Annotated in this window: 18 protein-coding genes; 14 read left to right on the forward strand and 4 right to left on the reverse strand. The window is 63.5% G+C overall.

Annotated features, from left to right (window positions below; translation table 11 throughout):
• Positions 1 to 156 precede the first annotated feature (156 nt).
• The gene (locus ACT3TS_RS09850) at positions 157 to 1554 is read left to right on the forward strand and encodes a class II 3-deoxy-7-phosphoheptulonate synthase (protein WP_444531328.1); all 1398 of its coding nucleotides are present in this window, start codon (positions 157 to 159) and stop codon (positions 1552 to 1554) included.
• A 121-nt stretch (positions 1555 to 1675) separates the two neighbouring features.
• On the opposite strand, the gene pknB is transcribed toward ACT3TS_RS09850, so the two are convergent.
• Both pknB and ACT3TS_RS09860 read right to left on the reverse strand, forming a co-directional pair.
• Positions 1676 to 3817, reverse strand: a complete 2142-nt coding sequence (pknB, locus tag ACT3TS_RS09855; RefSeq protein WP_444531329.1) for a Stk1 family PASTA domain-containing Ser/Thr kinase — start codon at positions 3815 to 3817, stop codon at positions 1676 to 1678.
• Positions 3818 to 3923: 106 nt separating this feature from the next.
• On the reverse strand, positions 3924 to 5288 hold the full coding sequence (locus ACT3TS_RS09860) for a LysM peptidoglycan-binding domain-containing protein (RefSeq protein ID WP_444531330.1): 1365 nt from the start codon (positions 5286 to 5288) through the stop codon (positions 3924 to 3926).
• 161 nt (positions 5289 to 5449) lie between these two features.
• On the opposite strand from ACT3TS_RS09860, the gene ACT3TS_RS09865 reads away from it, so the two are divergent.
• Positions 5450 to 5803, forward strand: coding sequence for an Rv2175c family DNA-binding protein (locus ACT3TS_RS09865; protein WP_444531331.1), 354 nt, complete (start codon positions 5450 to 5452; stop codon positions 5801 to 5803).
• Positions 5804 to 6045: 242 nt separating this feature from the next.
• On the opposite strand, the gene ACT3TS_RS09870 is transcribed toward ACT3TS_RS09865, so the two are convergent.
• On the reverse strand, positions 6046 to 7164 hold the full coding sequence (locus ACT3TS_RS09870) for a polyprenyl synthetase family protein (protein ID WP_444531332.1): 1119 nt from the start codon (positions 7162 to 7164) through the stop codon (positions 6046 to 6048).
• A gap of 55 nt (positions 7165 to 7219) precedes the next feature.
• Positions 7220 to 7819, reverse strand: a complete 600-nt coding sequence (locus tag ACT3TS_RS09875; RefSeq protein WP_444531333.1) for a hypothetical protein — start codon at positions 7817 to 7819, stop codon at positions 7220 to 7222.
• 192 nt (positions 7820 to 8011) lie between these two features.
• Here ACT3TS_RS09875 and dinB point away from each other — a divergent pair, with 192 nt between their 5' ends.
• The 12 genes from dinB to murG all read left to right on the forward strand — a co-directional run bounded on the left by dinB (position 8012) and on the right by murG (position 23378).
• On the forward strand, positions 8012 to 9172 hold the full coding sequence (gene dinB, locus ACT3TS_RS09880; protein ID WP_444531363.1) for a DNA polymerase IV: 1161 nt from the start codon (positions 8012 to 8014) through the stop codon (positions 9170 to 9172).
• A gap of 329 nt (positions 9173 to 9501) precedes the next feature.
• The gene (locus ACT3TS_RS09885) at positions 9502 to 9879 is read left to right on the forward strand and encodes a DUF3040 domain-containing protein (RefSeq protein ID WP_444531364.1); all 378 of its coding nucleotides are present in this window, start codon (positions 9502 to 9504) and stop codon (positions 9877 to 9879) included.
• Positions 9880 to 10516: 637 nt separating this feature from the next.
• A complete protein-coding gene (mraZ, locus tag ACT3TS_RS09890) occupies positions 10517 to 10948 on the forward strand; it encodes a division/cell wall cluster transcriptional repressor MraZ (protein ID WP_444531334.1) in 432 nt (143 codons plus the stop codon).
• 380 nt (positions 10949 to 11328) lie between these two features.
• Complete coding sequence (gene rsmH / locus ACT3TS_RS09895) at positions 11329 to 12327, forward strand: 16S rRNA (cytosine(1402)-N(4))-methyltransferase RsmH (RefSeq protein WP_444531335.1); 999 nt, start codon at positions 11329 to 11331, stop codon at positions 12325 to 12327.
• Complete coding sequence (locus tag ACT3TS_RS09900) at positions 12324 to 13007, forward strand: hypothetical protein (RefSeq protein ID WP_444531336.1); 684 nt, start codon at positions 12324 to 12326, stop codon at positions 13005 to 13007. The genes rsmH and ACT3TS_RS09900 overlap by 4 nt, the downstream gene beginning before the upstream one ends.
• A 72-nt stretch (positions 13008 to 13079) precedes the next feature.
• Positions 13080 to 14900: a peptidoglycan D,D-transpeptidase FtsI family protein gene (locus tag ACT3TS_RS09905; protein ID WP_444531337.1), complete on the forward strand. Its 1821-nt coding sequence runs from the start codon at positions 13080 to 13082 to the stop codon at positions 14898 to 14900.
• Positions 14901 to 14978: 78 nt separating this feature from the next.
• Positions 14979 to 16733, forward strand: a complete 1755-nt coding sequence (locus ACT3TS_RS09910; protein WP_444531338.1) for a Mur ligase family protein — start codon at positions 14979 to 14981, stop codon at positions 16731 to 16733.
• Positions 16726 to 18249, forward strand: coding sequence for a UDP-N-acetylmuramoyl-tripeptide--D-alanyl-D-alanine ligase (locus ACT3TS_RS09915; RefSeq protein ID WP_444531339.1), 1524 nt, complete (start codon positions 16726 to 16728; stop codon positions 18247 to 18249). The genes ACT3TS_RS09910 and ACT3TS_RS09915 overlap by 8 nt, the downstream gene beginning before the upstream one ends.
• The gene (gene mraY / locus ACT3TS_RS09920; RefSeq protein ID WP_444531340.1) at positions 18246 to 19358 is read left to right on the forward strand and encodes a phospho-N-acetylmuramoyl-pentapeptide-transferase; all 1113 of its coding nucleotides are present in this window, start codon (positions 18246 to 18248) and stop codon (positions 19356 to 19358) included. Before ACT3TS_RS09915 ends, mraY begins: the two co-directional genes overlap by 4 nt.
• Positions 19340 to 20893 (forward strand): UDP-N-acetylmuramoyl-L-alanine--D-glutamate ligase, encoded by a 1554-nt coding sequence (gene murD / locus ACT3TS_RS09925; protein ID WP_444531341.1) that lies wholly within the window; start codon positions 19340 to 19342, stop codon positions 20891 to 20893. The genes mraY and murD overlap by 19 nt, the downstream gene beginning before the upstream one ends.
• Positions 20893 to 22272 carry a putative lipid II flippase FtsW gene (gene ftsW, locus ACT3TS_RS09930; protein WP_444531342.1) on the forward strand — a complete coding sequence of 460 codons (1380 nt, stop codon included), beginning with the start codon at positions 20893 to 20895 and terminating at the stop codon, positions 22270 to 22272. The genes murD and ftsW overlap by 1 nt, the downstream gene beginning before the upstream one ends.
• Complete coding sequence (gene murG / locus ACT3TS_RS09935) at positions 22269 to 23378, forward strand: undecaprenyldiphospho-muramoylpentapeptide beta-N-acetylglucosaminyltransferase (RefSeq protein WP_444531343.1); 1110 nt, start codon at positions 22269 to 22271, stop codon at positions 23376 to 23378. Before ftsW ends, murG begins: the two co-directional genes overlap by 4 nt.
• The last annotated feature ends 4 nt before the right edge of the window (positions 23379 to 23382 follow it).

Here is a 23382-nt window from a genome sequence, read left to right on the forward strand (position 1 = left end):
AAGCAGCGTCCGAGCCCGCGGAGCCGAAACATGCAGCAGCGGAACCGGACTCTGGCAGCACAAAAAGTTAAGCACCGGGGTCCCTTTCGGAACGCCCGGCCATCTCAGGTATCGGACCGGTTGGTGGGGTGCGGTTTTGGGGGCTAGGCTTAAGCGGTGACTGATCTTACTTTTACTGCCTCGCAAGCACCCGCTGACGCACTTTCCGTCCCCGGTGCCGCCGTCTACCCGGGCCTTGACGACTGGCGTGAACTGCCCATTGCACAGCAGCCCACCTGGGTCGAACACCCGTCCTTTGCGCCCACGGTCAGTGAGCTGTCGTCCGTGCCGCCGCTGGTTTTTGCCGGCGAGGTTGACGTGCTGCGCTCCCGCCTGGCCCAGGCCGCCCAAGGTGAGGCGTTCCTGCTGCAGGGCGGCGACTGTGCTGAAACCTTTGAGGCTGCCACGGCAGACAAAATTAGTGCCCGGGTCAAGACAATCTTGCAGATGGCCGTGGTTCTGACCTATGGCGCCCAGCTGCCCGTCATCAAGATGGGGCGCATGGCCGGCCAGTTCGCCAAGCCGCGGTCCTCCAATGATGAAACGCGCGACGGCGTGACCCTCCCGGCATATCGGGGAGACATCGTCAACGGCTTTGACTTCACACCGGAGTCCCGCGAACACGACCCCGCCCGCATGCTCAAGGCCTACCACACCTCGGCGTCGACCTTGAACTTGATCCGTGCGTTCACGCAGGGCGGTTTTGCGGACCTGCGCAGCGTGCATGAATGGAACCGCGGCTTCACTTCCAACCCGGCGCACAGCCGCTACGAGCGCCTGGCCAAGGACATCGACAGTGCCATTAAGTTCATGGCCTCCTGCGGTGCCGACTTTGACGCGCTGAAGACCGTGGAGTTCTTTGCCAGCCACGAGGCGCTGCTGCTTGATTACGAGCGCGCGCTGACCCGCATCGATTCACGCACGGGGCTGCCGTACGACACCTCGGCGCACTTCCTGTGGATCGGTGAGCGCACCCGCGACCTGGACCAGGCCCACGTTGACTTCCTCTCCCGGGTCCGCAACCCGATCGGTGTGAAGCTTGGCCCGACGACGTCCCCTGACGACGCGCTGCGCTTGATCGAGAAGCTGGACCCGAACCGCGAACCCGGACGCCTGACGTTCATCACCCGCATGGGTGCCACCAACATTCGCGAGAAGCTGCCGAATCTGGTGGAAAAGGTCACGGCATCAGGCGCCCAGGTGCTCTGGGTCACCGACCCCATGCACGGCAACACCGTCACCTCACCCAACGGCTACAAGACCCGCAACTTTGACGACGTCATCGACGAGGTCCGCGGCTTCTTCGAGGTCCATGAGGCGCAGGGCACGTTCCCCGGCGGCCTTCATGTGGAAATGACTGGCGACGATGTCGCGGAATGCCTTGGCGGCGCCGACCCCGTCGATCAGGAAGCGTTCCTGACCGGCTACGAGTCGGTGTGCGACCCCCGCCTGAACCACAAGCAGTCACTGGAAATGGCGTTCCTGGTCTCCGAGGCCCTGCGCAAGTCCAAGTAAATAACAACGCAAGTTCAAGTAACAACACAGAAAAGTCCTGATCAGGGCCCCTCGTGAGGGGCGGTCTGATCAGGACTTTTTTGTGCCCTGCCCGGAGTGCCTTGCCCGGAGCGCAGTGCGGTTAGATGACTTGGAGGACGATCGTTGAGCCTTCGGGGGCCTCTCCACCGTCGGGCGTCTGGAAGCGGACGGTGCCGAAGAAGCCGCCAAGCAATTTTTCCACCTCGACGTTGAAGCCGAGATCCTGCAGCGTCTTGGTGGCGGCATCAACCTGCTTGCCAACCGTGCTGGGCACGGCGATCATTTTTGGCCCCTTGGACAAGGTCAGCGTGACGGTGTCGCCGGCCTTCAACTCGCCCGACTCGGGGGACTGCGCCACCACCGAGCCGGCCGGGACAGAGCCGCTGTTGACCTGTTCGGGGGCAATTGCAGCCACCAGGCCCACAGCCTTCAGGGCGGCCACGGCGTCGGCTTCCGGCTGTCCTGCCACGCCGGGGACGGGGACGGGTTTGGGTCCCTTGGAGGCAACCAGGTTCACTTTGGTGTTGGCGCGGAAGTCCTTGCCCGCTGCTGGATCCTGGCTGAGCACGACGCCGGCAGGCACCTTTTCATCGAACGCTTCAGTGACGTCGCCGACGGCAAGGTGGGCGTCGGTGAGGGCCTTTGTGGCTGCGTCCAGCTGTGTTCCGACAAGTTTGGGTACCGGGTAAAGGACCGGGCCGCGGGAGACCTGCAGGGTGACACTGTTGAACTTGCGCACCGAGGCGCCGGCGGTGGGATCTGAGGCAACGATGAAGCCGGCAGCCACCTTCTCATCAAACACATCAGTGGTGGGGGTGAGCTCAAATCCGGCCGTGCGCAGCAGCTCCTGTGCCTGGGGCACCGTCTTGTTGTGCACATCCGGCACCGTCGCCAGGGCTCCGGGGCCCAGCGCCAGGAACCAGCCCGCCGTGGCGGCAATGGCGACAAGCACCATCACGAGCAGGACCCACAGCAGTGCGCGGCGGCGCGGCTTTTTTGAACCGAGGGTCTTTTGCGGGGTCGCCGCAGCCTTGGCCCGGCTCTTCGCAGCCGTGGCCGCCTGGCGCTTGGACAACGCCGGTGCAGCGTTGTCGTCGCCTGGCCCGGAGCGCGGGGAGGTGCCGATGGGCGCGGTCATGGCCTGCCCGGCGTCGTGCTTGTGAGCGGCAAAATCTTCAGCCTGCGAACCGCTGGAGGCCGGCTGGCCCGCATGGGGATCCTCGGCGTACAACCGGGCCGGCTGCGGCAGCACCGAGGTGGGGAAGTAGGGGGAGGCAACCACGCTGGTGGCGTCCGGGGACGGACTTCCGGCGGTGGTGATGACTTCGGTGCGGTCCCGGGCACCCGCGGCGGTGGCGGGCACCCTGGCGCCGGGGCCGGCCCCAAAGTCCAGCTCGGCCGCTGTCAGGGTCTGGCGGATGTGGCGCAGGTCTTCCAGCAGCGCGGCACCATCGGCCGGACGGTGGTCGGGGTCCTTCTCCGTCATGTAGCGGACGAGCTCGTCCATGACAGGCGGCAGCCCGGGCAGGGCCAACGACGGCGCGGGAACCTCATCCTGGATGTGCGACATGACGACGGCGACCGGCATGGCGGCGCGGAACGGCTGGACGCCCGTGAGCAGTTCGTAAAACATGATCCCGGCGGAGTAAATGTCGCTGCGTGCATCCCCGCCCTGGCCCCGGGCAAGCTCCGGGGCGATGTAGCCGACGGTGCCAAGAAGGGTGGCGGTGTTGGTGGAGGTGGTGACGGCCCGGGAGAGTCCGAAATCGCCGATCTTGACCCAGCCCTGGCGGGAAATCAACACATTCTCGGGCTTTACGTCACGGTGCACAAGACCGGCGTTGTGGGCGGCGGCCAGCCCCTCAACGATTGGATCGAACAAGTCCATGGCCTGTCGGGGGCTCAGCGGGCCGTTTTCGTTGATGACATCGCGCAGGGTGTAGCCGTCGATGAACTCAAAGACCAGATAGGCGTGCTGCGGGCCGACCCCGTGGTCGTGGATCTGCACCACGTGGGGATGGGACAGGCTGGCGGCGCTTTGGGCTTCGCGGCCGAGCCGTGCGATGAAGGCTTCATCGGTGGCAAGGTGCGGGTGCAGGATCTTCAAGGCGATGTTCCTGCCCAGCCTCAGGTCAGTGGCCAAATAGACAGTTGACATGCCGCCGTGCGCCACCTTGGAAAGAACCAGGTAGCGCCCGTCGATCGTGGACCCGATCAGCGGGTCAGGGGAGACATCTTGCACTCTTCCAGCTTAGGAGTTGAAACGAAAGGGGACCGCCCGCAACACCGTGCGGGGGTCCCCTTTTCGTTGAGAGCGTACTTTCCGCCTCGCTGCCAAGCCGAGCGGATTACTGGAAAAGGGCCCGATTGGCCTTGATTCCTGCAACGTAAATCTCGGTGTCGGCGAACAAGCCGTGCACACTGACCGAGTACTGGCCCTGGTAGTAGCCGGCGATGGCCTTGTCCTCGTTGGGCGCATCCGTTTGCAGGGCCCGGATGATGGCGACACCTGCCGTGACGTTGTCCTGGGGATCCAGCAGATTCAGCTTCCGGCCCACCAGCCCCGAGGCCCATTCCCCTGCGTCGGGGATGACCTGCATGGTGCCGATGGCGTTGGCAGGGGACACCGACTGATGATTGAAGCCTGACTCCTGCTGGGCGAAGGCCATGGCCAGCGCTGGATCGACGCCCATGCTGGCGGCCGTGCGGGCCACCATTTCCTTCATCTCGGCACTGGACGGCGCCGGGGCAGCCAGCAGCGCGGACTTGTTGGCATTGGCATCGCTCACCACGGCGTCGGGGTAGGTGTAATGCAGGAAGGTGCTGGGCACCTGCTGCTCAGGCGTCAATTCAACAGCTGCAGGTGCTTCCGGCGCGATGGGCGTGATCTCGCTTGAAGCGGCGCTTATGCCCGGGATCGTGAGGGTCTTGCCGGGGTAGATGGCTGACTTCACGTCGGTCCCGTTGGCAGCGGCCAGGGCTGAGAGACCCACATTGTGACTCGCAGCGATGGCGGAAAGCGTGTCGCCGGCCTTGATCACATATTTGTCGCTGCCGGCGGGCGCCGCCACACTTTCTGTGGAAGCAGCCGGAGCAGCTTCCGCAGCCTGGCCGCCCACCTTGATGGTTTGGCCCGGGTGGATGATTGAACTGCCATTGAGGCTGTTCAGTTTGAACAAGCTTTCCAGGCTGACTTCGTACTGTGCTGAAATGCCGCTCAGTGTTTCGCCGGCACGGACCGTGTGACTTTCGGCTGCTGGTGCCGGGCTTGTGCTGGGCGCCGCCTCGGCTGCCGGGCCGGAAATGGTCAGGACCTTGCCGGGATGGATGAGGCTGGATGCTGACAGCTTGTTGCGCGACAGCACCGACTCAACGGAGACACCGAATTTGTCGGCGATGCCGGAGACTGTGTCGCCCGACTCGACCGTGTGCGTCACCGGGGCCGAGATCTGTGTTCTGACGGCACGCGGCACCGAGCTGGCCATGACGGCTGCCGGAATGCGGCTGCCCGCAGTGCGGGCCTGGACAGCGGCAAGCACTTTTTGTGCGTCAATGCTGCCGTGGCTGCCTTGAGGTTTCAGCTCAGCTGGGGCCGGGGCGGCTGTCGCGGGGCTGGCCAAGGCCAGGGAAGACAGCATGACCACGGGAATGGCGGCTGTGGCCACTGCGGCCAACTGCTTGGCACTGGTGGTCGAAGGGCGTGGGGGAGTCATCGGTGCGTACCTCAAATTTCCGTTACGTATGATGCCATTGGTGTTGATGTTACTCATGTGACTACAGGCGAATTTACACCAAACTACGGGCAAATGGGTGTTTGAGGTGCAATTCGACGAATATTTATACTGTCGGCACCAATATGTGGGAACCTTTGTCTGTGAGTAATGTTGAAACAGTAGTCAGCGAATGGTTGCCCCTGCCCGATGTCGCCGAGATGCTTGATGTCTCGGTCACCAAAGTCCATGCCCTGGTCAAGGATGGTTCCCTGCTCGCCGCGCGGGTGGGCGAGCGCTCCATCAGGGCAGTGCCTGCCGAGTTCATTGCAGGTGACCACATCCTCGAAAGCCTCCGGGGGACCATCACGGTGCTCCATGACGCAGGCTTCGAGGACGCCCAGGCCATCGAATGGCTTTACACTGCGGATGAGTCCCTGCCGGGCCGGCCCATCGACGCTCTCCGTGAAGGTCGCAAAACGGAAATTCGCCGCCGCGCAGCAGCCCTGGGCTGGTAAATCTCAATCCAGTGAACCCGCTGGTGGCCGGCAAGCCTTTCCAAGACCCGCTGCCGGCCGCCACGGCACACTTCCACAGCAACCCTGCCGCGCAGCGCATGACAACCGAGCAGTGCATCCACTGATTGGTGCGCCGGTGGCCACAACTGCCCCGGCGGCGTAAAAACGGACCAGGAACCCAGCATCCAGGGCCGAGCAGTCCAGGAGTTTGGGACGTCCTGGTGATTAGCCTTGATCAAGTCTTAGGAAGTCCTGGTCACGGCGCCCAGCCCCAGGCCCGACAGTGCCGCGGCAACTGTGGGGTCGATGGGCAGCAGGGCCAACGCGGCGAACGCCGTTTGGCTCAGTTCGGAAATCATTGCCTCGGTGCTGGCCAGGGCGCCCGACTCAACCATGATGGAACACAGCCGGGCAACCTGGTCCTCGCTCAAGTCCTGGCGCCCCAGGTTCTTGTCAACAAATTCGCGGTCGGCCGCTGCCGCAGCATCAATGGTCAGGCCCACCAAGACAGTGCGCTTGCCCTCCCGCAAATCGTCGCCGGCAGGTTTGCCGGTCTGGGCCGGATCGCCGAACACACCCAACACGTCATCGCGGAGTTGGAAGGCCTCACCCAGGGGCAGGGCAAACGCGCTGTACCCGGCAAGGAGCGTCTCGTCGGCACCGGCCAGCGCGCCGCCAAGCACCAGGGGATGTTCGGAAGAATATTTTGCACTCTTATAGCGAATGATCGCCGAGGCCCGTGCCACGGCCGTTTCATGCGGCTTGGACGGGCCGGCGACTTCCTCCAGGATGTCAAGGTACTGCCCTGCCATGACCTCTGTGCGCATCACGTTGAAGACGGCCCGTGCGCGTTCCGCAGCTGCGGAGCCGATGGGGCCGGAGGCAATCCGCGAAAACATTTCTTCACTCAGCGACAAGCACAAGTCACCTGTGAGGATGGCTGCCGCATGCCCAAACCGTTCGTCATCCAGGGCCCAGCCGCTCCCGGTGTGCAGCGTGCTGAACTGCCGGTGCACGCTGGGACCGCCGCGGCGGGTGTCCGAACGGTCGATGATGTCGTCATGGATCAACGCCGCAGCTTGAAACAGCTCCAGGGCGGCGCCTGCCTGAATAACGGATTTGGCATCCGGAGCGCCGCCGGCTCCACGCCAACCCCAGTAGCACAGCAGCGCCCGCATCCGCTTTCCGCCGGTGACGAGGGTCTTGATCGAATCCACCAAAACCAGGGTCGCAGGGGATATCTGCGCCAGCAGCTGGTGCTTATCGGCCAGAAAATCATTCAGTTCTTCCGCGACGGCAGCAATGAATGCGTCGTTTTCGGCGGCAGTGGTTGCGCCGGTCTTGACGGGCGTTGCGTTCATGCTTTCTGGATTCCTTGCTGTGTGATCATGCTGGGGGATCAAAGATGCGGGGCTGTTACTTAAACGAAGCAGGCAGCAGCGTGGCGCCCACGGTGAAGGTGGCGGTCGAGGCTGTCTGAACCACTGAGACGGTCACGATCTCCTGGCCTTGGGCCCGCACAAACGTCTTCAGGGGCACACCGTCCACCGCATCGCCCGGTTGCGCCGTGAATCCCTGGTCGGTGAAAATCTTGGTGTAGTGGGCCAAAACGTCGGCGGAGCTTGCCTTCACGCTGGCCGTCAGCGACGCCACCGACACCGGCGTCGAGTGTTCAAGGCTGGAAGCCTGGATTTCAGCGCTCTTCATGAGGGGCAGAACAGTCACGGGGAAGCCGGCAACAAGTTTCTTCACCGCCGACTTTGCCGAAGCAGCGGCCGTGCTTGTTGCTGGTGCTGCGCTGGTCGAGGCCGAGGCCGGGGTTGAGGTTGGGCTGGCGGTTGCCGTGGCGGATTTCGCCGCGGCTGATGCCGAGCTGGAAGCTGCGGGCGTCTTTTCCGGGGAGGCCGGGCTTGAACAAGCAGCGAGAAGCACGACGGCGGCACTTGCGGCCACTGCCAACATGCGCCTGCGGGCCAGCGGCATGGTGCGTCCGGGGCGGGTGATGGGGTTTGTCATGACGGGTTCCTTAGCTGCCGGGGCCGGTGCGGTGGCCTCGAGTCCAGTTTACCCACGATGCGCAGCGGCCCCCTGCACGTGTTGCGCACCTCACCTTGAGCGGGCCCCGGCACGCAGCACGCTGACTAGACTTGAGGGGTGAATGATGAACAGCAACCACGGCGGGTGCCCGAGCAACAAGGCTGCACCGTCATGCATGTGGACATGGACGCGTTCTTCGTGGCTGTTGAGTTGCGGCACCGTCCCGAGCTGCTGGGAAAAATGGTCATCGTCGGCCAGCCGGAGGGCCGCTCGGTGGTGCTCTCGGCGTCCTACGAAGCGCGGGCTCTTGGCGTGCGTTCCGCCATGCCCATGGTGACGGCCCTGCGCATGTGCCCGAACGCCGTCGTCATTCCACCGCACCACGATCAATACCAGCAGGTGTCAGCCGAGGTCATGGCCGTCTTTCACTCCATCACCGACACGGTTGAACAACTCAGCGTCGATGAGGCGTTCCTGGATGTCAGCGGCTCCTTGCGCCGGTTGGGGACGCCCCTTGAGATTGGTGCCTTGATCCGCAGGCGCATTTCCGCCGAGGTGGGGATCACCGCGTCCGTGGGCATTGCGGCCAGCAAGTTTGTTGCGAAGGTTGCCTCGACCCGCTGCAAGCCCAACGGCATGCTCTTGATTGAAAAGGAGCAGACTGTCCAATACCTGCACACGCTGCCGGTCGAGGCGCTGTGGGGAGTGGGGGCCAAGACCCGTGAGGTCCTGGCACGGTTGGGGATCTTCACGGTGGCGGATGTCGCTGCGACGCCGCGGGCGTCCCTGCAAAAGGCGCTTGGCAGCACCGGTGCCGCACTGCATGCGCTGGCCTGGGGAATCGACCCGAGGCCAGTGACGCCTGAGCACGTGGAAAAGAGCATTGGTGCCGAGGAGACCTTCGCCGTGGACACTTTCGACGACGGGGTCCTCACCCGGGAACTGCTGAGGCTTTCGCACAAGGTGGCCGCCCGCCTGCGCGAAGCTGGGCTGAGTGGGCACACCTTGGCCATCAAGATTAAATATTCGGACTTTTCAACCATCTCCCGCTCGAAGGCGCTCAGTGCGGGTACAGACAGTTCGGCGCAGATTTATGCAGGGGCCGTGGCCTTGCTTCGTGCCCTGGGTGCGAGGCCGCAAAGCGTGCGCTTGATTGGGGTGCGCATGGAGCGGCTCGACACGGTTGCCGGGGCGCCGCTGCAGTTCACCTTGGATCCCCGCGATGACAATTCCCGCAACGCCGAAGTTGTTGGCGATGCCATTTCGGCCCGGTTCGGCGGGGCCAAAATTGTCCCCGCACGACTGCTGGGCAAGCCCCGTGGCAGGAACTAGCTCCAGCGTTGGACCAATCCCCGGGCAATCAGCCAGGCACCCCGGGACGTCACCCGGGCACGGAAAACAGCCGCTCTGGGTGGCGGTATTCCCGTGTTCGGGACGGGTGTGTGAAGGTCGTGCGGCACGCGGGTTTCAGTTCGCCACAATCAAGCCTATTGTTAGTAGTAGGAGTTAACTCTTTGATGGCTTCACAACTTGTTGGCGCTCAACGACATCGGGCCCACGCCGGGAATGCGCGGCGTGGAATTGGTTCGGCGGGAATCAAAAAGGCAGTAAATTCGTTAACGAGTAAAGACGCCCATGGCCCTGACCCGAAGGAGGTCGTCATGCCCCTCTCTGAGCACGAGCAGAGACTGCTGGATCAATTGGAGCAGCAGCTGCATGCGGAAGATCCAAAATTCGCCAACGCCCTGTCAACAGCACCCACGCGGTCGTTGTCAACACGAAACATCGTCATTGGCGTGCTGATCATGATTACGGGTCTGCTGATCCTGTTGGGTGGTGTGGCAACGCACCTCATCCCGGTGGGAATCATTGGTTTTCTGGCGATGGGAGCAGGAGTTTACGTCGCCGTGTCGAAGCCCAAGTTTGGTGCACAGGCACAACACGAACACAATCCAGGCGCCAAGACCGGCGACAAGCAAAAGAGTGGATTCATGAACGGTCTGGAAGAAAAGTGGGAAGAGCGCCGTCGCGAACAGTAGCCCGTGCCCCGGCAGGCGATGAGCGGCACCTGCGCTGCCGCTGACAGCCTGCCCCCGTATTTGAGTTGACGAATGCCAGTGTGCCGCAGCTGAGCCGAAAAGCCCCGATATCGGGGCTTTTTGCATTTAATCGTGCAGTCAATGCCGCCTCTGGAATGTGCAATGTCGAAGCCTCCTTCACCGCCCGGCCCGCTTCCGGCTGCGCCAAAGGTGCCGACAGCGAAATGCTCCGCAGGATTCAGCGCCGAACATAACGCCCCGCCGAGGTGTTCGGCCGCCAACCAAGCCGGCCCACGTTTCCTCCACTTTGGGGTTCCTCCACTTTGCGCCACGGGCCTGGCATGCCCGAGAAGATGTCCTCCACTTTGCCCCACGATGGCACCTGACGCCGGGGAAAACGTACTTCCGGCAGGCAGATGGCTCGCCCGGGGGTGAATCTTCCTGGGCCGGTCATGTTTTTCCCTCCACCATCCACCACCGCCCAAAATCCGCGTCATCACAAGGAATTAAATCCGACACGCAGCGAACACGCCTGAAAGTGAGGTTGACGGTGGAGCCTTGTGGAGTAATGTGGAGCAGGTAAGAGGGGAATGGGTTCGGTTGATCTCAAAACTCGGCAAATGAAGGTGGTGGGGGATTGTTTCTCGGAACACACTCACCGCGCCTTGACGAGAAGGGCCGGATCATCCTTCCCGCAAAGTTCCGGGAGGAACTTGCCAGTGGACTTGTCCTGACCAAGGGGCAGGAAAATTGCATTTACGTTTTCAGTGCACGGGAATTCGAAAAGGTCTTGACCCAAATGCAGGACGCTCCACTGTCCAACATGGCGGCACGGGACTACATCCGCATCTTTCTTTCCGGAGCCTCTGACGAGGTCCCGGACAAGCAGGGGCGGGTGACGATTCCGGCGACCTTGCGTTCCTACGCCGGTCTCGAGAAGGAGCTGGTCGTCATTGGCGCCGGCAGCCGGGCAGAGATTTGGGATGCAACAGCGTGGCAGGAATACCTGGCAGCCAAGGAGACCGCCTTCTCGGCCACTGACGAACTTGCCATTCCCGGAATCAGCTGACAAATGCTTCTCCAAAGACCCCCGGATCCTTGACAGGCACGACAACTGGCACCACAAGCAGCACCCAGTAGTTGAAACATTCGGAAAACGTCGCCATGGCGCACGGACTCCGCCAGCACCACCGGTGATCTTGAATGAGATCTCCAGCCGCCCAGCACGGCCAATCCTGGCTCACCTTCCCCGGAGCCAGGCGTGGCAAGGCTTGGCGCGGAGGGGGATCTGGTTCAAGAACACACCACCCGCCGTTGTTCACACTCAGGCGGCGTGGACTGGACCAGCAGGACCGCACCATCGCAGCACCATATTTTATTGCCAGATTTGCATTGCCACGGGGGAAGAAACGCCCCTCCCGGTTTTGACCGAAGAGAAACGGAGTCGTGATGACGTCGGATACCCCCACGCCACCTACGTCCGAACGCCACACTCCTGTTCTAAAAGATCGCTGCATCAACCTGCTGGCCCCCGCCTTTGAGATCGCCCGCACCGCCGGCCGCACTCCCGTTGTCATTGACGCCACCTTGGGCATGGGCGGCCACAGTGAAGCGATGCTGCAGCGCTACCCGGATCTACACCTGATCGGCATTGACAGGGACACCGAGGCGCTGGGCCTGGCAGGGGAGCGGCTGGCCCCTTTTCAGGACCGCACGGACCTGGTTCACGCCGTCTACGACGAAATCGCGGAGGTGTTGGAAGACCTTGGCATCCCCAGCATCGATGGCATCCTCATGGACCTGGGAGTTTCATCGTTGCAGCTGGATGAGCGGGACCGCGGATTCGCTTATTCCTTCGACGCGCCCCTTGACATGCGCATGGACACCAGCCGCGGGCCGACCGCAGCCGACGTGCTCAACAGCTATTCGGAAGAAGACCTGGTCCGGATCATCCGCAAGTGGGGCGAGGAAAAGTTTGCCGGCCGCATTGCCAACCATATTGTCGCCGCCCGAGACAAGGCACCGCTCATCCGCACCGGCGAACTGGTGGACATCATCCGCAACGTCGTCCCGTCGGGGGCTGCACGGACGGGCGGACACCCGGCCAAACGCACGTTCCAGGCGCTGCGCATCGAAGTGAACGAGGAGCTGAGCGTTCTCGAAAGAGCCATTCCGGCGGCCGTTGACGCGCTGGCCCTGCATGGACGGGCTGTCGTCATGTCGTACCACTCCCTGGAAGACAAGATCGTCAAGGCAGTGTTTGCAGCCGGTTCCCGATCTTCAGCTCCGGCAGGGTTCCCCGTGGAGCTGGAAGAGCACAAGGCGACCCTAAAACGCCTCACCAAGGGCACTGAAATCCCCACGGATGAAGAAATAGCAGAAAATCCCAGGGCCGCGTCGGCGCGGCTGCGGGCAGTGGAAAAGATCAAGATCAGGAGCGCCAAATGAGCCAGCTAGCAACACGCACCGTTCCGGTGACCGCAGGCAACAATGCCCGCGCCCTGAGCGTGCCGTTGGCTGATCCCGATCTGGGTGCCGCGGCACCGGCAGCCAAGCCACGGAAAGCGCGCACCCCGCTCTCCCTGGTGGTTTCCACACCCAAGCGGAGCCGTTCGTCGCTGGTGGTGATCTTGTTCATGGTGGTTGTGGCCGCACTGACCGTTGTCCTTGTCATGAGCATCTCCGTTTCCAAGGGCCAGTACGAACTGGTTGGCCTGAAGAACCAGCAATCCGACCTGTTCAAGGCAAACCAAACCATGGAACAGGAAATTGCCGCCAAGCAGGCGCCGCAGGAGTTGGTGGCCCGCGCTGCTGACCTCGGCATGGTACCGGCCGGCTCGACGGGGCAGATTGATGTTCGCACCCAGAAGGTCAGCGGTTCCCCGCAACCCGCGTCCGCTGATGCCAAGGGACTGGTAAGCATCCCGCCGGCGCTCATTGACAAGCCGGTGCCGGTTGCGCCCGCGGCCGAGGCCGCGGATGTTCCGCCCAGCCCGGCAGCAAACACGCAGAAGGACGAGGCTGCCCAGAAGAAGGCTGCCAAAGCGCCGGAAGCTGCGGCTCCGACCGCGGTGACACCGGATCTCCACGGCGGCACCATCCCAGCCCCCGCACAAAAGGACAGCTAGGATTTAACCACTGTCTTCGCCGGGGCGGGCAGCAGCAATAGTCCCAAAGCCAACAACGCAAGGAATGCAGCAGTGGCACACAACTCTCCCCAATCAACACGAGCTGCAACTGCACAACAACTGAACAAGGTTGGCCGCGGGCGGATGCGTGTGGGTTTCATCGTCATGATGGTGGTGCTCCTGGTCATCGCCGGCAGGCTTGTCATGGTTCAGGGCCTTGACACGGGCAACATGGCTCAGGCCGCGGAGACCCAACGCACTGTAGTGCAAAAGCTGCCCGCAGCCCGTGGAAAGATCATTGATGCCAAGGGCAAGGTCCTGGCTGAGAGCATCATCCGGTACAACATCACAGTTTCCCAGGTCAACATGGCCGACTACAAGACCTACAAACACCGGACCGTTGACCCGAAAACTGGCAAGTCCGTCATTACCGAGTTCACCAAGGACGAGGGCCTGCAACAGCTCGCGGACTTGCTGGGCCTGAATTTCGAGGACGTTAAAAAGAACGCCACGGGCAAGAAAACCTTCAATTACATCGTTCAGGATGTCAGCCCGGTGGTGGAGAAAAAGGTTGCCGAGCTGGGCATCCCCGGCATCTATTCCGAAGGGATCACCAAGCGCGTTTATCCGATGGGTGCCGTGGGCGGGCCCATCGTTGGCTTTGTCGACGCCGAGGGCACGCCCCTGGCCGGTGTTGAGCAGACGATGAACGACAAGCTCACGGGCACCGACGGCGCCAGGACCTACCAGGCCGGCAAAAACGGCATCATCATCCCCACGGCCCCCGTACGGACCGAACCCGCCGTTGACGGCCAGACGGTCAAGCTGACCATTGACCAGGACATCCAGTACTACGCCCAGCAGGCAGCCCAGCAGCAAAAGGAACAGTACAGTGCCGAATGGGCCAGCATTTCGGTGATTGAAGCGAAGACGGGCAAGGTCATCGCGCTGGCCGACACCGACTCCTACGACCCCAACAACGTTGGCGCCTCGGACGCGGGCAACATTGGTTCGCGCACTGTGGGCTCGGTCGTTGAACCGGGTTCCACCAGCAAGATCATGACAGCCGCCGCCCTCGTGCAGGAAGGGTTGGCCACCCCGATGAGCGAATACCTGGTGCCGCCAACTCTGACCGTTGACGGACAGACGTTCTCGGATGCCTTCGTCCACGGAACTGAAAAGCGCACGCTGGCAGGCATCATTGCCGACTCCATGAACACCGGCACCGTGATGGCAGGATCCAAGCTCAGCCTTGAACAGCGCTATGACTACATGCGCAAGTTTGGTGTTGGCGAAAAGACCGGCATCGCCCTTCCCGGCGAAAGTCCGGGCATTTTGGCCGACTGGCGGAATTGGGACGGCCGGCAGCGGTACACCGTGCTGTTTGGCCAGGGCGTGGCACAAACGCCGCTGCAGACAACCATGATTTTTCAAACTGTGGCCAACAACGGTGTCAGGCTCAAACCTGCACTGATTGATTCCTTCACCGCCGCCGACGGCACAGTGGAAACGGTGCCGCAGGCGCCCGGCGTTGAAGTCATCAGTCCCGAAACGGCGCAGTCGGCCAGGGACATGCTTGAAGGCGTGGTGACCATGGCCGACTACAAGGTGGTTGGCATTCCCGGCTACCGCACCGGTGGCAAGACGGGCACCGCCGAGGCCCCTGCCGACAGCGGTGTGGGTTTTGACGGCTACACCTCGTCCTTTATCGGCATGGCGCCCATGGAAGATCCGAAATATGTGGTGGGTATTACTGTCCAACGCCCCAAGGGAGAGATCTACGGGGTCACCCAGGGGGTTACATTTAATCAGGTGATGGGACAGGTGTTGCGCAGCTACGACGTGCCGCCGTCAACCACGCCGCCTGTCGAGCCGCCCAAGTTCTACAAGTGATCCGGTCATTGATGGGCCAAACCGCCTTGGTCCGGGACCACGCCACCGAACGTTGTGAAAGTAAAGGATTCTGAGGAAGTGCCTCTAAACAACCCGTCTGCCCCGCTGCGTCCGCACCACCACCGTGGGGCGACGCTGGCGCAACTGGCCGAGCTGGTGGGCGCCGCCACACGCACCCCCAAGGGTGGCACGCTGCCCTCCCGCGTGACAGGCGTCAGCCTGGACTCCCGAACCATTTGCCAAGGCGATCTCTACGTGGCCTTGCCTGGTGCCCGTGTGCATGGTGCGCAGTTTGCCGCGATGGCCGTTGCCGCCGGTGCCGTCGCGATTTTGACGGACGACGCCGGGACCGGCCTTTTGGGTGCCGGTTGCGCCGTGCCTGTCCTCACCGTTGCAGACGCCCGTGCCGCCACCGGTGCTGTCGCGGCAAGCATCTACGGAACCGATGCCGGCAGCCGTTCGCCCGGAGGCCTGGACTTGTTTGGCGTTACGGGCACCAACGGAAAAACAACCACCACGTACTTCCTCAACGCACTGTTGCAGGCCCTGGGCCAAACCACCGGGCTCATTGGCACGATTGAAATCCTGGCCGGCAGCGAAGCCATCCCCAGCAAGCTGACAACACCGGAATCCACCGACGTGCACGCCCTGCTGGCCGTCATGGCCGAAAGGGGCCTGGACGCCGCATCCATGGAGGTCTCTTCCCATGCGCTGGCCTTTGGCCGGATCGATTCAGTGGTTTTCAATGTTGCGGGTTTCACCAACCTCACCCAGGACCACCTTGACCTGCACGGCGGAATGGACAGCTATTTCGCGACGAAGGCGGCTCTTTTCACCCCAGCGCATGCAGCTGCGGCCGTCATCACAGTTGATGACGACTGGGGCCGGCGCATGGCTGCGGCCTGCACGGTGCCCACTGTGACGCTGGCAACCACTGTGACGCTGGCAACCACTGCGGGGGCAACCACCACGGACATTGCGGAGGCGCCCGCCAACTGGCAGGTGCGTGACGTGCGCCGGGACGGCATCGGCTCACGCTTCAGCCTCTGCGGCCCGGACGGCGCCGTGCTCCAGGTCCACACCGGCCTGCCGGGGGACTTCAACGTCTCCAACGCGGCGCTTGCCCTGCTCATGGTGGCGACCCGCCTTCTGGCGGTCGCCGTGGGGTCCGGCCCCGGCGTCGACCATCACGGTGCTCCGGACAGCGGCGCCGCAGCAGTCCCGGCCCGAAGCGCACATGAGGTGCTGGCGCAGCTGCAGGCAGTCCTTGACAGCCATGACCCGTTCACCGTGGAGGTGCCCGGCCGCATGCAGCTCATCGGCACCGCGCCCGTTGCCGTGGTCGACTTTGCACACAATCCCGACGCCCTGGCGCGCGCACTTGACGCCGTCCGGCCCGCCACCGACGGTGCCCGCGTCATTGCAGTCTTTGGCGCCACGGGGGAGCGGGACGCCACGAAGCGGCCCATCATGGGCGCGGTCGTGGCCCGGGGCGCCGACGTGGTCATTATCACCGACGACGACCCGCACGATGAAGACCCGGCGGCCATCCGTGCCGACGTGCTGGCGGGCGCCCGCGAAGCCAATGCGCGGGAGGGCCTGGGCCGGGTTGTCGAGGAGTTTGACGAACGCGCCGCTGCCATTGCCCGCGCCGTGGAACTGGCCACACCGGCTGATGTGATCCTGGTGGCCGGGCGCGGCCATGAAGTCTACCAAGAAGTCAAAGGGGTCAATATTTCCCTCGACGACAGGGTCGAGCTGCGGGCGGCCCTGACTGCCCGCGGATTCCCGCTCACTCATGCAAGCAAGATAGAGTCCTCAACTGATGATTGAAATTTCTGCGGCCCAGATTGCCGAACTGACGCACGGCACCCTTTCGGCCGGCACCGATCCCGCCACGCTCATCGATGTGGCCAAGATCGCCACCGATTCCCGTGAGGTGGTGCCCGGAAGCATGTACGTTGCCAAGGCCGGGGAGCACAGCGACGGCCACGATTTCGTTGCGGCCGCGGTTGCCGCCGGAGCGGTGCTGTCGCTGGTTGAACGCGACGTTCCCGCGGACGACGCCGGAACCTCCTTTGCGGCCGTCATCGTCGCCGACGCCGTGCTCGCCATGGGGGCACTGGCAGCTGAGGTGGTGCGCAGGATCAGGGCGCACTCGCCGCTGACCGTCATCGGCATCACCGGGTCCGCCGGGAAAACCACCACCAAGGACCTGCTGGCCGGCATCTTGTCGCCGGTGGCGCCCACAGTGTCACCTGTCGGCTCCTACAACGGTGAAGTGGGCGTGCCCCTGACGGTGTTCCAGGCGGTTGAAGGCACCCGCTACCTGATCATTGAAATGGGGGCCACGAAGATGGGCCAAATCACCTACCTCAGCAACATGGTCGCCCCGGACCTTGGCGTCATTTTGTGTGTGGGCAGCGCCCACGCCGGGGAGTTCGGCTCCATCGACAACATTGCTGTTGCCAAGGGCGAACTGGTTGAGGCGCTGACGCCGCAGGGCCGGGCGTTGTTGAACTATGACGACGGCAGGGTCCGGGCCATGGCCGCACGTTCCGGGGCGCCCGTGACGTTCTTCAGCAGCGCGGACGCGCCTGAAACCGGGTCCGGGCAGGAATTCCTGCAAGCCCGAAACGTCCATACAAACGCCGACGGCCAGCCCGAATTTGAACTTGCCTTTCCGGGCCGGGAGGGAACCTTCACGGTGCACAGCAAGCTGCTGGGCCTGCACCATGTGACAAACCTGCTGGCGGCGGCAGCGGCCGCCCACACCCTGGGCGTCGCCCCCGAAACCATTGCCTCCTCACTCAGCGAACAGCGTGCGGCGAGCAGGTACCGGATGGAACGGACGGATCGCAGCGACGGCGTGAGCGTCATCAATGACGCCTACAACGCCAACCCGGAATCCATGCGCGCAGCGCTGCGCACCCTGGCCGAGCTTGGCGGCAGCGGCGCCCGACGGACGTGGGCGGTGCTGGGGGAGATGCTTGAACTCGGTGGGGATTCAGTCCTCGAACATGACGCCGTGGGACGGGTGGCAGTCCGGCTGAACATCTCCCGGTTGCTCGTCGTCGGCGCCGGGGCCCGTGCGATGCACGTCGGAGCCGTCATGGAGGGATCGTGGGGGGATGAGTCAATGTTCGTGCCCGACGCCGACGCCGCCCATGCCGTGCTCGCGGCTGAACTGGCCCCCGGAGACGTCGTTTTGGTCAAGTCATCCAATGGTGCCGGGCTGCGGTTCCTGGGTGATCGGATAGCATTACCCACGGGGAAAGACCCCGGTAAATCCAGTAAAACCAGTAAAACCAGTGAAGCCACCCCAGGTGAAAGGACCTCCCAGCCATGATCGCATTGCTCATTGGTGCCGGCTTGGCCTTGGCCTTTGCCATGGTCGGCACACCGTTGTTCATCCGTGTCCTTGTGAAGCAGGGCTATGGACAGATCATCCGTGAGGATGGTCCCACCACCCATCAGATCAAGCGCGGCACGCCCACCATGGGCGGCACGGTTGTTGTCGGCTCCGTGGTGGCTGCTTATTTCATCACGCACTTGATCGTATGGCTGGTCAACCCCGAGTCAACCGGCCCCACAGCGTCGGGGCTGCTCATGATCTACCTCATGGTGGGCATGGGACTGGTGGGATTCCTGGATGACTTCCTGAAAATCACCAAGCAGCACAACACCGGGCTCGATCCCAAAGGCAAGCTGATTGGGCAGGCCGTCGTGGGCATTTCCTTCGCCGTCATGGCACTGGGCTTCCCGAACAGTGCCGGGGTCACCCCGGCCAGCACCTTCATTTCATTTGCCCGCGACATCCCCTCGCTGAACCTGGCCTTTGCCGGGGCAGGACTGGGCGTGGTGCTGTTTGTGATTTGGTCGAACTTGATCATCACTGCCGCCACCAACGGTGTGAACCTCACCGACGGCCTCGACGGGCTGGCCACGGGAGCCTCGATCCTCGTCTTTGGCGCCTACACCCTCATTGGCCTGTGGCAGAGCAGCCAGGCCTGCGGCTCCCGCAAGGTGCCCTCCGAAACTGTCTGCTACGCAGTGCGCGATCCGTTGGATCTGTCCCTGCTGGCAGTGATCATGTTTGCCGCCTTGATCGGCTTCCTGTGGTGGAACACCTCGCCGGCAAAGATCTTCATGGGCGACACCGGCTCGCTGGCCATCGGCGGCGCCATGGCCGGATTCGCCATCCTTTCCCGCACCGAAATTCTGCTGGCCATCATCGGCGGCTTGTTCGTGCTCATTGCCTTGTCCGTCATCATCCAGGTCGGCTTTTTCAAGCTGTCCAAGGGCAAGCGGGTCTTCTTGATGGCACCCCTGCAACACCACTTCGAGCTCAAGGGCTGGAAGGAAGTCACCGTCGTTGTCAGGTTCTGGATTTTGGCGGGCCTCATGGTCGCCGTGGGACTTGGCGCCTTTTATGCTGAATGGATTGTTCGACTGTGAGTGCACCAGAAAACCGGCTTGAGACACTGACCAGCTGGGACGCCGATTGGGCCGGCCTTCGCGTGGTCGTGACCGGCATCGGCAAGACCGGGTTCTCCGTGGCCGACACCCTGGCCGAGCTCGGCGCCCATGTCGTCGTTGTGGCTGCCGCGGACGACGACGAAGCCCTGGCCCACGCCGACACGCTCAAGATCGTCGGGGTCAAGGACGTCCTCCTGGGTGTGGACACCTCAACGGTGCTTCCGCTTGTCGGCGGCGAGCCGGCGCAGCTGGTTGTCACCAGCCCCGGGTTCAAGCCAACCCACCCGCTGCTGGCCGCCGCCGCAGCAGTAAACATCCCGATCTGGGGTGATGTGGAACTGGCGTGGCGGGTACGGGTCAAGACCGGACGGAAGACCGCCGCGTGGATCACCATCACCGGCACGAACGGCAAAACCACCACAACCACCATGGTTGAATCCATGCTGCAGGGCGCCGGGCTGCGCGCCATCGCAGCAGGGAACATCGGAACGCCCATTCTCGACGCCGTCCGGGACCCCGAAGGGTACGACGTGCTGGCTGTGGAGCTCTCAACCTTCCAGCTGCATTGGACGGACTCGCTCGAACCCGTCTCCAGCGTGTGCCTGAACCTCGCCGAGGACCACGTCGACTGGCATGGCAGCTTTGCCGCCTACGCCGCCGACAAGGCAAAGATTTATGCGAACACGCAGATCGCCTGCGTTTACAACGCGGAACAAATTGAAACCGAACGCATGGTCCAGGAAGCTGACGTCCTGGAAGGCTGCCGGGCTGTCGGCTTCACAACAGGCATCCCGGCTGTCAGCATGGTCGGTGTGGTCGAGGGGCTCCTCGTCGACCGTGCCTTCATTGCAGAACGCAAGGATTCCGCGGCAGAGTTGGCCAAGATCAGCGACATCGGAGACCTGGTGCCACGCCATCTCGTCGCCAATGCAGCGGCCGCTGCGGCGCTCGTCCTCGCCTACGGGCTCACCCCGGAGCACGTGCGCAAGGGGCTGCAGGACTACCAAAACGGTGACCACAGAATTCAACCGGTGGCCAGCGCCGACGGTGTGCTGTGGGTCAACGACTCCAAGGCGACCAACCCGCATGCCGCGGCAGCGTCACTGTCCGCCTTTGACCCGGTCATCTGGATTGCCGGCGGCTTGTCCAAGGGCGTCGACTACGACGAGCTGGTGCAACAGCAGGCCCCACGGCTCAAGGCCGTTGTGCTCATCGGTGCCGACAGCACCGGCCTGGCCGGTTCCCTGGCCAGGCACGCACCCAAGGTGCCGGTCATCCAGACCCGCGCCCAGGGCGGGCGGCACTCCGACGCTGCCGTCCTGCGCGGCGACTCCGTGATGGCCGAGGCTGTAGCGGTGGCGGCGTCACTGGCAGCGGACGGGGACACGGTGCTGATGGCACCGGCGTCGGCCTCCATGGACCAATTCACCTCCTATGCCCACCGCGGCCAAGCGTTCATCGACGCAGTCCGGGAGCTGCTGGAATCACGGGCAAGCGCCAACAAGGAGTCATAGTGGCCAAGACCCCCGCACAGCCAGGCACCTCCGCCGCCCGCGCAGCGCGGGCCAAAACAGCTGCGGACACTGCAGCCGGAAACGCCCACGGGCAGGAAAATTCAGCAAAACAAGCCAAGCCTGCCAGCACCAATGCCGCAAAGCCCGCTGGCGCCAAGGCGTCCAAGCCGGCTGCGGCGGGTGGGGGCAAGACCAGCAAGGCCGGCAAGCCCGGCAGGGAGTCGAAGCCGCGGGCGTTCCAGGGAATTCGTGACTGGTTCAATGCCAAAGTTGGCCGCCCCACAGCTTCCTACTACTGGATCATTGGCACCACCGTCGCCCTGACCATGATTGGGCGCATGACGGTGCTCTCAGCCTCAACGGCTGAAACAATCTCGCAGGGCAAGGACCCGTACGACCTCTTCATCAAGGAGTCGGGCTTTGCCGTGCTTGGGCTGGTGCTGATGTTTGTGCTGTCCTGCATGCGGCCGACCTTCTGGAGAAAAGCCGGCCCGCTCCTGATCTTGCTGGCGGTTGCGCTGTTGGCCCTGGTGTTCACCCCGCTGGGCGTCAACGTCAACGGCAACTTGAACTGGCTGGCATTCGGTCCGTTGCAGTTCCAGCCCTCCGAGGCGGCAAAACTGGCGCTGGCCGTGTGGATGGGCGTTGTCCTGGCAGCCAAGGGCAGGCTTGTGCGCGAATTTTGGCATGTCGTCCTGCCTGTCGGTGTCGGTGCGGCCATCATCCTTGCGCTGATCCTTCTGGGGCACGACCTGGGCACGGCCGTCATTGTGGGCATGATGGTGCTGGCCGGCCTGATGTTTGCCGGCGTGCGTTGGTGGACCCTGTCGCTTGCGGTTGTGGCCGCCGTCCTGGTGGCTTTGATCTCGAACCTGACAAGTGACAACCGCACCAGCCGCTTCGCCAGTTGGCTTGGCGACTGCAGCCAGCCCGGTGCCTGCGACCAATACCTCAACGGGGCCTACGCACTGGCCTCGGGCGGCTGGTTTGGAGTCGGGCTCGGGCAGAGCCGGCAGAAGTGGAACTGGATTCCCGAGGCCCACAACGACTTCATTTTCGCCATCATCGGCGAGGAGTTCGGCTTGCTGGGCACCATCGTCATCCTCGGGCTGTACGCCGTGCTGGCCTACTCCATCTTCCGGGTCATCAACACACGCAACGACACCATGTCCAGGGTTATCTGCGGAATGATCCTGACCTGGATCGTCGGACAAGCCGCCGTCAACATTGCCGTGGTGGTTGGGCTGCTGCCTGTGATTGGTGTCCCGCTGCCCTTGATTTCCTACGGCGGCACGGCCCTGATCATGGTGCTTGCCGCGGTCGGCGTCATGTTGTCCTTTTCCCGCACCGAACCCGAAGGAACCTTGAAGTCCTCATGACGCAAAAGCAAAACCAGCCACTGTCAGTGGTGTTGGCCGGGGGCGGCTCCGCCGGGCACGTCAGCCCGCTGCTGGCCATCGCCGCCGCCATCCAGCGGCGCATCCCCGAGGCTGCCATCCTGGCCGTGGGGACCAAGGACGGGCTGGAAGCAACCCTTGTCCCGGCGGCAGGTCACGAACTGGCGTTCATTGAACGGATCCCGCTGCCGCGCAAACCGTCAATGGACCTGGTGAAACTGCCCGTGCGCATGCGCCGGGCCGTTGCTGCGGCCAAGAAGCACCTGCGGGATGCCAACGCCGATGTCCTGGTGGGTGTGGGCGGCTATGTCTGCACGCCGATGTACCTTGCGGCGAAGGCGCTGGGAGTCCCAGTCGTGGTCCACGAAGCCAACACCAAGGCCGGGCTCGCCAACAAAGTGGGGGCCCGCTACACCACCTACGTGGGGACGGCATTTGCCGCCACGAAGATCCGCCACGCACATCTCGTCGGCATGCCCATGCGCCAGGCCATCGCCACCTTGGACCGCGCCGCCGCACAGCGTGAGGCCCGCGAACGGCTGGGACTCGAGGCAGAGCGGCCCACCCTGATCGTCACCGGGGGATCCCTCGGTGCCCTCCGGCTGAACCAGGCCGTGGCCGGTTCAGTGGACGCATTGGCCGCGGCCGGCATCCAAACCCTGCACATCACCGGCAAGGGCAAAACCGTCCTGGACGATGCCGGCAATCCGCTGAGCGGCAATCTCTACCGCCAAATGGAATACGTTGACCGGATGGAGGATGTTTACGCCGCGGCGGACCTGCTGCTGTGCCGTTCGGGCGCCGGCACGGTCTCGGAAGTTGCCGCCGTGGGGCTGCCCGCAATATTCGTGCCCCTGCCCATCGGCAACGGTGAACAGGCCCGCAATGTCGCCGGGCTTGTTGGCGCTGATGCGGCGCTGCTGGTTCCCGACGGCGCCCTGGATGCGGCGTGGATCCAGGACCGGCTCATACCCCTGTGCCTCGATGCGCCGCGGCTCGCCCGGATGGGCACTGCAGCAGCAGCGTTGGGAATCCGGGACGCGGCGGACCGCATGGCCGACATGGTTTTTGCGGCGGGCGGGAAATGAAGCA

This window comes from Specibacter sp. AOP5-B1-6 (assembly GCF_052376555.1).
In the GTDB taxonomy this organism is placed as follows: Bacteria; Actinomycetota; Actinomycetes; order Actinomycetales; family Micrococcaceae; genus Specibacter.

Bases quoted from the DNA above. Each gene is read 5' to 3' on its own strand.
- ACT3TS_RS09860 (WP_444531330.1), bottom strand. From the start codon at position 5,288: ATGACTCCCCCACGCCCTTCGACCACCAGTGCCAAGCAGTTGGCCGCA.
- ACT3TS_RS09870 (WP_444531332.1), bottom strand. From the start codon at position 7,164: ATGAACGCAACGCCCGTCAAGACCGGCGCAACCACTGCCGCCGAAAAC.
- ACT3TS_RS09875 (WP_444531333.1), bottom strand. From the start codon at position 7,819: ATGACAAACCCCATCACCCGCCCCGGACGCACCATGCCGCTGGCCCGC.
- dinB (WP_444531363.1), top strand. From the start codon at position 8,012: ATGCATGTGGACATGGACGCGTTCTTCGTGGCTGTTGAGTTGCGGCAC.
- ACT3TS_RS09885 (WP_444531364.1), top strand. From the start codon at position 9,502: ATGCCCCTCTCTGAGCACGAGCAGAGACTGCTGGATCAATTGGAGCAG.
- rsmH (WP_444531335.1), top strand. From the start codon at position 11,329: ATGACGTCGGATACCCCCACGCCACCTACGTCCGAACGCCACACTCCT.
- ACT3TS_RS09900 (WP_444531336.1), top strand. From the start codon at position 12,324: ATGAGCCAGCTAGCAACACGCACCGTTCCGGTGACCGCAGGCAACAAT.
- ACT3TS_RS09915 (WP_444531339.1), top strand. From the start codon at position 16,726: ATGATTGAAATTTCTGCGGCCCAGATTGCCGAACTGACGCACGGCACC.
- mraY (WP_444531340.1), top strand. From the start codon at position 18,246: ATGATCGCATTGCTCATTGGTGCCGGCTTGGCCTTGGCCTTTGCCATG.
- murD (WP_444531341.1), top strand. From the start codon at position 19,340: ATGGATTGTTCGACTGTGAGTGCACCAGAAAACCGGCTTGAGACACTG.
- murG (WP_444531343.1), top strand. From the start codon at position 22,269: ATGACGCAAAAGCAAAACCAGCCACTGTCAGTGGTGTTGGCCGGGGGC.